Annotated in this window: 2 protein-coding genes; both read right to left on the bottom strand. The window is 52.5% G+C overall.

Annotated features, from left to right (window positions below; genetic code table 11):
• A partial coding sequence (locus V3O24_RS00035; RefSeq protein ID WP_331305545.1) for an amino acid adenylation domain-containing protein occupies positions 1 to 5,169 on the bottom strand: 5,169 nt, incomplete at its 3' end.
• Between the two features lie 4 nt (positions 5,170 to 5,173).
• Positions 5,174 to 6,577 (bottom strand): amino acid adenylation domain-containing protein (locus tag V3O24_RS00030; protein ID WP_331305544.1); only part of this gene is annotated, 1,404 nt, incomplete at its 5' end.

The following is a 6,577-nucleotide window of genomic DNA, read 5'->3' as shown; positions in this document are numbered from 1 at the left end:
GGGATTGGCTGCGCTTTCCTGCGCCAGTTGCGCCCAATCGCTATCCAGGCGGAAGACGGCTGCCGAACCGAAATCCTGTTTTGCCGACAACGCCGCCTGGGTCAAAATTACCGGCGGGGTGACGTCGCTCAGCATGAATTCAAGCCGGTCTTGCGGATAGCTTGGGTCGAGCGGCAGGTAAGCGCCGCCGGCTTTCAAAATCCCCAGCAGGCCGATCACCATTTCCAGCGAACGTTCAACGTATATGCCGACCAGCACATCCGGCCCGACGCCTTGCTTAAGCAGGTAATGCGCCAGCCGGTTGGCTTTGCCGTTCAGCTCGGCGTAAGTCAGCGTCTGGCCTTCGAACGCCACGGCAGGCGCATCCGGCGTTGCTTCCGCCTGTGCTTCGATCAGTTGATGGATGTATCGGTCCTTCGGGTAGGCGGCTTCCGTCGCATTCCAGTCCCCCAGCAGTTTTTGTTGCTCGGCGCCGGTCAAAAAACTTCGGTAGTCGTAACGTTCCCGTGGGGATTGCGCAATCTGCGCAAGTATGTCCATCAAGTAATCCGAAGCCGCATAGATTTGCTTTTCATCCACGCGCCTCCCATTGCCCGAAACCAGCAGCCGGATTTGCGATAATTTAACATCCAGTTGAAAGGCTATCTCCAGCTCGAAATTCGGCTGTATATGATCCACCCACTCCAAGGCCTCAAATTGCCGGGATTGGGCCAAGTCGCTGACATTATGGAAATGGACATAGTGAAATACCGCATCGAATAATGCCTGTCCTTTATGATCATGCTGGATTTGCGCCAAGGGATAAAACCTGAATTTCAGCAGCTCGCATTCGGCATCGAAAGCCTGCAAGATCAGGTCGGCCCAAGTACCGCCATGAAGTTGCACCGGAAGCGGCAGGGTATTCAGAAAAACGCCCAAAGCGCTATCCGCATCGTTTATTTCAGGGCGAACGCTACAGACCAGACCCGTTGTAATATGCTGTTCGCCGTACAACATGCCGAGCACTTTCAGGTGCGCGGCCAACAACACGCTTTTTAGCGGAACCGAAAGCGATTTTGCTACCGCCTGCAAGGCTGTCGAAGTTTCCGGCGATAATGTGGTCAGTTTCCTGGAAGGCGTTATATCGCCGGTTTTCTTGGCATCGCCGACACTGGGCCAGGCAGGCAGTAAAGCATGGCTGATACCGTCTAACTTGTTTTGCCAATAGCTTTGATGCGGCTCGGATTTTATAGCTTCGCGCTCCCAAACGACTAAATCTCTCAAGGCGTTATAGGGCTGAGAGTCAGCCGTATACTGTTGCCCGCTCAGCAAAGACAGATAATGGGTAAAAATCTCATTCAGCATCGCGTTAAGGCTCCAGCCGTCGAGAACCGCATGATGCTCGGTCACCGTAAACCGGAATGTATCAGCGCTAAGCTGATGAATATGGAATCGGATTAAAGGCGGCTTTGTAATGTCAAAGGCTCTGGCCCGCTCCAATTCCAGCCATAACGCAAGCTGTTGTTTTTGAAGCTCGTCGGAATGTAATCTCCAGTCATCGAATTCAACCGGCGTTAATGCTTTATCTTTAGCGAAAACCAATTGCAGCGGCTCACTGTAGTTGCCCAAATCGAACGATGTTCTCAAGATCGGATGCCGTTCGACAACGTGCTCGATGACCTTTGTCAAAGCCGCTATATCCAACGGGCACCGGAGCAATATGCTGTCGACGACATGATAGGCGTTCCGTTCGTATTCGCTGTGGAAAATCATGCCCGCCTGCAAGGCCGTCATCGGATAGGCGTCTTCGACATCATCCGGCAATTTATGACGGTCGGAATTGGAAATTAAAGCGAGCGGTTGCAGCGGAACTTCAGGATTGGCATTAACCGGTTTCAAAACCGTCAACAGTTCCCGGATTGTCCCTTGCTGATAAAGCTGTTCCAATGAAAAAGCCAAATTCCGCTGTTTTGCAAGATTTAAAACCTGCAAGCTTCGGATCGAGTCCCCGCCTAATTCAAAGAAATTATCGTCTATGCCGACTTGCTCTATGCCTAGAACCTGCGACCAGATGCCCGACAGAATTTCTTCGGCTTCGTTACGCGGCGCAGTATAGGCTTTCACCAGATCGGGCCTTGCGCCTTCCGGTTCCGGCAATGCTTTTATATTGAGCTTTCCATGTTCGGTTAACGGAAACGCGTTTAAAAAAACAAACACCGCCGGAACCATGTATTCCGGCAATGTATTTTTCAGGCCGCTACGCAATTCGGTGACCGTAGGCGATTGTTCGGGGTTCGGCACGATGTAGGCGACAATATATTTGCCCCGGTCCTGATCCTCCCTGACCAAGGCAACCGTATCGCGGACCGCCGGCTGTTTTTTAATCGCCGCTTCTATTTCGCCCAGCTCGATACGAAAGCCCCTGATTTTTACCTGATGATCGATCCGGCCTAAATAATCGATACAGCCGTTTTCCCTGTAACAGGCAAGATCGCCGGTTTTGTAAAGCCTGCTGCCGGCGCTTTCCCCGTAAGGATCGGGAATAAACCGTTCTGCCGTTAATTCAGGCCGGTTTAAATAGCCTCTGGTCAATCCCGCGCCGCCGACATATAACTCTCCGGGTATGCCGATAGGTACGGGGTTTAACGACGGGTCGAGCACATAAGCGTAAAGGTCGGACAAAGGCTGGCCGATCGGGCTTTTTATATCGCCGTAAATGTGTTCTTCGGTAATGCGCTGGAAAGTGACATGCACGGTCGTTTCGGTGATGCCGTACATGTTGATCAATTGCGGCTTGGCATCGCCATGGCGTTCGACCCAAGGCATCAAATCCAGCGGGCTAAGCGCTTCGCCGCCGAAAATAACATACCGTAACGCCAACTCCCCAGCCCGTGCCGGTAAAGCGGCCTCGGCGGCGATAAGCTGCCGGAATGCCGAAGGCGTCTGGTTTAAAACCGTCACTTGTTCATCGCAGAGCAATTGACGAAAGGCTTCAGGCTTCCGACTTATAGGATAAGGAACGACAAGCAAACGGCCTCCGTACAGCAACGCCCCCCATATTTCCCATACCGAGAAATCGAATGCGTAGGAATGAAACAGGGTCCAAGTGTCTTTTGAACTGAAGTTAAACTGCATTTCGCTTGCTTCAAATAAGCGCAATACATTTTCGTGCGTGATCTGGACGCCTTTGGGCTGTCCGGTAGAACCCGACGTATAGATGATGTAAGCAAGATTAGCCGGCCTTGCATCACTGACCGGATTGGTTTTGCTGCTCCGGGTATAAATTGGCTCTTCATTGTCGAGACAAATCACATTGTCGATAGCTGGCGGTATTTTCTCCAGCAGATGCTTCTGGGTTATCAGGATCCGGGTTCCCGAATCGTCCAGAAGATATTGAATCCTTTCTTGCGGATAGGAAGGGTCCAGCGGCACATAAGCGCACCCGGCTTTCAGAATGCCCAACAGGCCGATCACCATCTCCAGCGAACGCTCGACATACAAGCCGATCAAATTATCCGGGCGCACGCCGAACCCGATTAAATAATGCGCCAATTGATTTGCCCGTTCGTTCAGTTCACGGTAAGTCAACGACCGGTTTTCAAATGTCAGCGCCGTTGCATCGGGCGTTTTTTCAACCCGGCTTTCGAATACTTGATGCAGGCATTTACCGGGCGCATAAGCGGCCCGTTTTGCACCCCATTCCTCGATAATTCGTGTCCGGTCTTTATCCCGCATCAACGGAAAATCGTTTATTCTCAGTTCCGGCTGATCGGCAATACCTTCAACCAGAACCCGGTAATGCTCGGCCATTCGCTTAACCGCAGCCTGATCGAACAAGTTCGTGTTGTATTCGAACAAGCCCTGCAAACTTCCGTTTCTTTCCGTCAACAGCAGCGTCAAATCGAATTTGGCCGTTTGCGTGTCGGCGGTTTCAAAACTCAATTCAAGCCCAGGCAAGGTCAATTGTTGCTCAGGCGTGTTTTGCATGACGAACATCACTTGAAATAGCGGGCTGCGATTTAAATCGCGCACCGCGCCTAGTTCTTCGACTAATTTATCGAACGGCAAATCCTGGTTCGCCTGCGCGTCTAAAACCATAGTTTTGGTTTTAGACAGCAAGGTTGTAAATGTTGCATTTCCCGACAAGTCGCTACGCAATACCAAGGTATTCACAAAAAAACCGATCAGGCCTTCAAGTTCCTGCCGGTTGCGGTTGGCAACAGGCGTACCGATGCAAATATCGTTTTGGGACGAATAGCGATAGAGCAAAACATTAAATGCGGCAAGCAGCGTCATAAACAACGAAACGCCTTGCTTGCGGCTCAAAACATTAAGCTTTTCGTTCAGTATTTCCGGCAACTCGAAACGATAAACGCCGCCTTTGTAATTCTGGGACGGGTTTGCATGGCTGGTTGTCGGCAATTGCAGGCTATCCGGCGCGTCCTTTAACTGTTCTTTCCAATAAGCCAATTGCTTTTTATAGGCCTCGGTCGTCAGCCATTGTTTTTGCCAATAGGCGAAATCCGTATATTGGATCGGCAGTTCGGCTAAGGGCGAGGGCCTGCCTTGACTGAATGCCGTGTAAATATCAATAAACTCGCGAATCAGAATGCTGTTGGACCAGCCGTCCGAGATGATGTGATGCAGCGTAAACAGCAGGAAATGATTCTGTTTATCCGCTTTACCGCTCAGCCGTATCAGGTTTATCCGTAACAGCGGCCCCCGCCTCAAATCAAAAGTTCTTTGTAAGTCTTCATGCTCCAGGCGCTGTTTTTCGGCCGCTTGTTGATCCCTGGGTAAAGCCTCAAGATTGACGACCGGATATGAAAGTTTTAATTTCGGCGCCACTATTTGCAGGATAGCTTGCCCGTCCTGGACAAAATGAGTCCGCAGAATATGGTGACGGCGGATAATTTCGTCAAATGCCTGCTGCAACGCTTCCATGTTAACCGTTCCGGTCAGTTGGAATACCGCCGGGATATTGTAAGTCGCATTAATCGATTGCAAATGATCGAGAAAGAACAGACGCTGCTGTGGACAAGATAATTCCGCCTGTAATTCCAAACGGGGCGCTATGCTGTCTCTGCCGGCATCCGTTTTAACCTGCCCTCTTAAATACTTCTCCAGCATGGCCTGTTTGGTTTCGGACAAATTGGCCCGGCGATTCGCTAATTCGTTTGTTTTTTGCATCTTCTTAATCCACAAAGCTATTGTTTCTATTGAACAAGTCTTCTATCTCATGCTCGGAAAGCGCTTCCAGTTTTTCGATCAACAGCTCCTCAATGACCATCGCTAAACCTGAAACGGTAGGCGCCGCAAAAATGGCATGCAGCGGAACATCCAGCTGGAACTGCTTGGTTATGCGGGATAAAAGCACCGTTGCGGTCAGCGAATGCCCGCCCAATTCGAAAAAATTATCCTCGACGCCGACTTTTTCAACGCCCAGCACATCGGCCCATATTTCCGCCAGGATTTCTTCGCTGGCCGTGCGCGGCGCGACATAATGCTTTGCCGTCAGTTCGCTCAGGTCCGGCCGGGGCAAACGCTTACGGTCCAGTTTGCCGTTGGCGCTCAGCGGCATGTTGTCGAGCAGCACAAAGGCGCTCGGGACCATGTAATCCGGCAGCGTTTCCTTGAGCCGGAGTTTCAATAGTTCGGTCGCAACGGCGGTTCCGGCAACCAGGTAGGCAACCAGGCGCTTGTCGCCGGGCTGGTCTTCGCGGGCGATGACGACCGCTTCTTTGATGTCCGGCGCTTCCAGCAGGCGGGCTTCGATTTCGCCCAGTTCGATTCTGAAGCCGCGGATTTTGACTTGATGGTCGATACGGCCCAGGTAATCGATATTGCCGTCCGGCCGGTAACGCACCAGGTCGCCGGTTTTGTACAGGCGGCTGCCGCTTGGCCCGAACGGGTTGGGAATGAATTTTTCCGCGGTCAGGCCGGGGCGATTCAGATAGCCGCGGCCCAAACCGATGCCGCCGATATGCAGTTCGCCGGGGGTGCCGACCGGTACGGGGGTCAGCTGCCTATCCAAAATGTACAGGGCGATGTTGGCTATCGACCGTCCGATAGGAATCGCGGTATCCCAACTGTCCGGTACGCAGGCCCAGTAACTGACGTCTACGGAGGCTTCGGTGGGGCCGTAAAGGTTGTGCAGTTCGGCAGGCAGTTTTTGCTGAAAACGCGCAACCAGGTCGGCCGGTAAGGCTTCGCCGCTACAGATCACGCGTTTTAAGCCGGTGCAGTTTTCCGCGCCCGGTGTGTCGATAAAGGCTTGCAGCATCGACGGCACGAAGTGGACGGTGGTGATCTGTTCACGCACGATGGTGTCGATCAAGGCTCGGCTGTCTTTGTGTTGATCCGGCTTGGCGACGACCAGTTGCGCGCCGGTCATCAACGGCCAGAAGAATTCCCAGACCGAAACGTCGAAGCTGTACGGGGTCTTTTGCAGCACCCGGTCGCTTTGATCCAGGGCGTATTCCGCCTGCATCCATTGCAGCCGGTTGAGTATGCCCTGGTGCGGTACGCCCGCGCCTTTCGGTTGCCCGGTGGAGCCGGAGGTGTAGATGCAATAGGCCAGGTTTTCCGGCATCAGCTT

Origin of the sequence: Methylobacter sp. Wu8, from assembly GCF_036440755.1 — a bacterium.
GTDB classification, from domain to species: Bacteria; Pseudomonadota; Gammaproteobacteria; order Methylococcales; family Methylomonadaceae; genus Methylobacter_A; species Methylobacter_A tundripaludum_A.
The sequence above is the reverse complement of the archived record's forward strand: the minus strand, read 5'-3'. Positions and strand labels throughout refer to the sequence as shown.